We start from the raw sequence: 3,475 nt of genomic DNA, 5'->3' as shown, positions 1-3,475 counted from the left end.
GACACGAACGCGATGCACGACCAGTTCCTGTGCCACGCGCTCGGCGCGGCCGACAAGGCGACCTGGAACCTCGAGCCGTGGCGGCCCGACGTCGGCTCGATGGCCACCCTGATGGCGCGCTGCAACCCGACCTGACCGACCTGGCCCAGCTGACGGAGGAAGAGCCGACGATGACGTCGACCGAACGCGAGATCACCGAGCCCGTCGACCTGTGCCTGACGTCGGGCCGGCTGAACCGGGCGGCGGTCGGCTGGACCCGTGGCCCGCTGCACCGCACCGCGTTGACCGGGTGGGGTCGGACGAAGCGGTGGGAGTACTGGGGAGTCGTCACGCCGACGCACGTGATCGCCCTCACGGTCGCCGACCTCGACTACGCCGCGCAGCACCAGGTATGGGTGCTCGACCGGGCCACGGGCGTCGAGCTGGACACCGTCGCGGTCGTGCCGCTCGGGCACGGAGTCGTGCTGCCCGCGAGCAGCAGGGGCGGACCCGTGCGGGCCCACGCGAAGGGACTCGACATCGCGATCGACGAGGGCGACCGAAGTACGCGGTTGCGCGCGGCGACCGGGCGGGTCGAGGTGGACCTCGTCACGAGCGTGCCGGAGGGGCACGAGTCACTCGGCGTCGTCGTGCCGTGGTCGGACCGGCTGTTCCAGTACACCCTCAAGGACGTCGCGCGGCCCGTGTCCGGGACCCTCGTCGTCGACGGGGTCCGCCACGACGTCCCGGCAGACGGATCCTGGGCGGTGCTCGACCACGGCCGGGGACGCTGGCCGTATTTGATGTCGTGGAACTGGGGCGCGGGCGGCGGCACGGTCGACGGGAGGGTCGTCGGCGTGCAGGTCGGCGGGCGCTGGACCGACGGGACCGGATCGACCGAGAACGCGCTGCTCGTCGACGGCCGGCTGCACAAGTGCTCCGACGAGCTCGTGTGGGAGTACAACCGCGCCGACTGGCTCGCGCCATGGCACGTCCACGACCAGGCCAGCGAGAGCGTCGACCTGACGTTCACGCCGTTCCACGAGCGCGCGTCACGGCTGAACCTGCTCGTCGTGGCCGCCGAGACGCACCAGTGCTTCGGCACCTGGACAGGGTGGATGACCGACGACGCGGGCACGCGCGTGCGGGTGGATGGCGTGACGGGCTGGGCCGAGGAGGCCCGCAACCGGTGGTGAGCGCGCGCTAGATCGGCTGGGTCGGCTCAGGCTGCACAGTCGGCTCGGCCGGCTGCGTCACGGTGCGCGCCCGCAGCTCGTCGGCGAAGCCCCCGAGCAGCATGTCGAGGCGCTGTGGCCGACGTTCGACCGGCACCACGTCGATCTCGGCCGCCTCGTCGTCCGGGTCGACGGCTCCCTCGGCAGCCGGCGGTGTCAGCGCGGTATCGACAGGCGACTGCGCGACGACGCGCCAGTCCAGGGTCGCCCGCACCAGTCGCTCGTAGATGTGCGCGTCCAGCGGATCCCGCAGCCACGCGTCGGCCGCCTCGGCGACCTGGCGTGCGAGGCGATCGATCTCGGTGTCCACGGCGTCCTCCGGCTCGGTCCCCGGATCGTAGTCCGGCACCACCACCTCACCCGAACAGTTGCGCGTCACCCGAACGGGTGTGATGGTCGTCACACGACGAGGATGTCGCGTGGCGTGGGGAGCGCCCGGTGTCCATCGTGCCGACACCGACGACAGGACTCACATGAGACTCCGTACTGTCCTGGCAGCCACCGCTTCGACCTGCCTCCTGATCGCGCTCGCCGGACCAGCCGTGGCCGGCACGTCCGGCGGGCAGCATCCGACGACCAGCACCGACGCGTTGACCCGGGCCGACCGCGCGGACCTCCAACGCTGGGCCACCGACACCTGGGCCTCGTTCGCGGCGATGACCGACGAGACGACGGGCCTCCCGGCCGACAACATCAACGCAGACCTGTCGGCGGCGTCCCGCTCCGGCTACACGTCACCGACGAACATCGGCGCGTACCTGTGGAGCACGGTCGTCGCGGAGAAGCTCGGCATCATCGGCCACCGCGAGGCGCACACCCGGCTCGACCGGACCCTGACGACCCTGTCCACCATGGAGCGCCACACGCCGAGCGGGATGTTCTACAACTGGTACGACGAGGCCACGGGCGCCAAGCTCACGACGTTCCCGAGCGGCGAGCACGTCGACCCGTTCCTGTCGAGCGTCGACAACGGCTGGTTCGCGGCGGCACTCATGGTCGTGCGCAATGCCGAGCCCTCGGTGCGCAGGCAGGCCGATGCGCTGCTCGCCGGGATGGACTTCGGCGCGTTCTACGACGCGAACCAGTTCGGCGGGACAAAGCCCGGCATGGTGCGAGGCGGCTTCTGGGTCGACCCGCCGGCGCAGAACGCCTGCCCGGGGACCCTGCCCGACGGCACCCCGGTGCAGTTCACCTGCAACCACTACGACATCCTCGACTCCGAGCCCCGCATCGTGACGTACATCGGCGTCTCCCGCGGGCAGATCCCGTCCGCCGCGTACTTCGCGACCTACCGCACGTTCCCGGCCAGCTGCGACTGGTCGTGGCCCGAGCAGCGCCCGGTCGGCGTGACGCGGAACTACATGGGCCTCGACGTGTTCGAGGGCGCATTCACGTACCGCGGCATGCACATCGTCCCCACGTGGGGCGGGACCATGTTCGAGGAGCTCATGCCGGACCTGTTCGTGCCGGAGTCGAGCTGGGGCGCGACCAGCTGGGGCGTCAACCACCCGCTCGCGGTCCGCGCACAGATCGAGCACGGCCTGGCCGACGCCGGCTACGGCTACTGGGGCTTCTCCCCCGCGAGCAACCCGTTCGGCGGCTACAGCGTGTACGGGGTCGACGAGATCGGGATGGACCCGGCCGGCTACCCGTCTGACCGCGAGGGCACCAATGTCGACAAGGGCTACGAAGGATGCCGCGACGCGACCAACCCGACACCGACGTTCGGTGACGGCATCGTCACGCCGCATGCTTCGTTCCTCGCCCTGCCGTACGCCCCTCGCGCGGCGGTCGACAACCTCCGCGGCATCGAGGACACCCTCGGCGCCTACGGTGCGGGCGGCTTCTACGACTCCGTGGCGACCCGCAGCGGCACCGCGGCCAAGCGCTACCTGTCGCTCGACCAGGGCATCATCATGGGCTCGCTCGGCAACGTGCTCGGCAACGGCCTGCTGCACGACGCGTTCAGCAAGGGTGCGGTCGAGCGGACCGTGAAGCCGCTGCTCGCCCGCGAACAGTTCGGGGCTGGACTCGTCGACGCCCCGACGCCCTGACGCCGACGCCGACGGGCGCGACGCCCGACCCTTGGAGGGTAGGTGCCGCGCCCGTCGGCGTGCAGGTCAGCGCTTGCCGAGCAGCTTCTCCGCGAGCGGTGCGTCGTCCGATGCGCGCTGCGCCCGGTAGTACGCGCGCGCCTCGTCCTGCCGCTGGGCCTCGACCCCGGTCGCGATCGTCGCGCGCAGGTGCTCGGGGCCGTACCC

4 protein-coding genes are annotated in these 3,475 nt (G+C 71.3%); 3 read left to right on the top strand and 1 reads right to left on the bottom strand.

Annotated features, from left to right (window positions below; genetic code table 11):
- Positions 1 to 12: 12 nt before the first annotated feature.
- Positions 13 to 135 (top strand): DUF2599 domain-containing protein, encoded by a 123-nt coding sequence (locus tag VFW79_RS16515; protein WP_414647956.1) that lies wholly within the window; start codon positions 13 to 15, stop codon positions 133 to 135.
- Between the two features lie 35 nt (positions 136 to 170).
- Positions 171 to 1,175, top strand: coding sequence for a DUF2804 domain-containing protein (locus VFW79_RS12210; protein WP_329677563.1), 1,005 nt, complete (start codon positions 171 to 173; stop codon positions 1,173 to 1,175).
- Positions 1,176 to 1,182: 7 nt separating this feature from the next.
- Here VFW79_RS12210 and VFW79_RS12205 read toward each other — a convergent pair whose 3' ends face one another.
- A complete protein-coding gene (locus VFW79_RS12205; RefSeq protein WP_329677562.1) occupies positions 1,183 to 1,617 on the bottom strand; it encodes a hypothetical protein in 435 nt (144 codons plus the stop codon).
- 70 nt (positions 1,618 to 1,687) lie between these two features.
- Here VFW79_RS12205 and VFW79_RS12200 point away from each other — a divergent pair, with 70 nt between their 5' ends.
- Complete coding sequence (locus VFW79_RS12200; RefSeq protein WP_329677561.1) at positions 1,688 to 3,268, top strand: glucoamylase family protein; 1,581 nt, start codon at positions 1,688 to 1,690, stop codon at positions 3,266 to 3,268.
- Positions 3,269 to 3,475: the final 207 nt, after the last annotated feature.

The sequence above is a fragment of the Cellulomonas sp. genome (genome assembly GCF_036279715.1).
Taxonomy (GTDB): Bacteria; Actinomycetota; Actinomycetes; order Actinomycetales; family Cellulomonadaceae; genus Cellulomonas_A.
The sequence above is the reverse complement of the archived record's forward strand: the minus strand, read 5'-3'. Positions and strand labels throughout refer to the sequence as shown.

What these genes read in the sequence shown, in the direction of transcription:
- VFW79_RS16515 (WP_414647956.1), top strand. Translation starts at nt 13, where the DNA reads ATGCACGACCAGTTCCTGTGCCACGCGCTCGGCGCGGCCGACAAGGCG.
- VFW79_RS12210 (WP_329677563.1), top strand. Translation starts at nt 171, where the DNA reads ATGACGTCGACCGAACGCGAGATCACCGAGCCCGTCGACCTGTGCCTG.
- VFW79_RS12200 (WP_329677561.1), top strand. Translation starts at nt 1,688, where the DNA reads ATGAGACTCCGTACTGTCCTGGCAGCCACCGCTTCGACCTGCCTCCTG.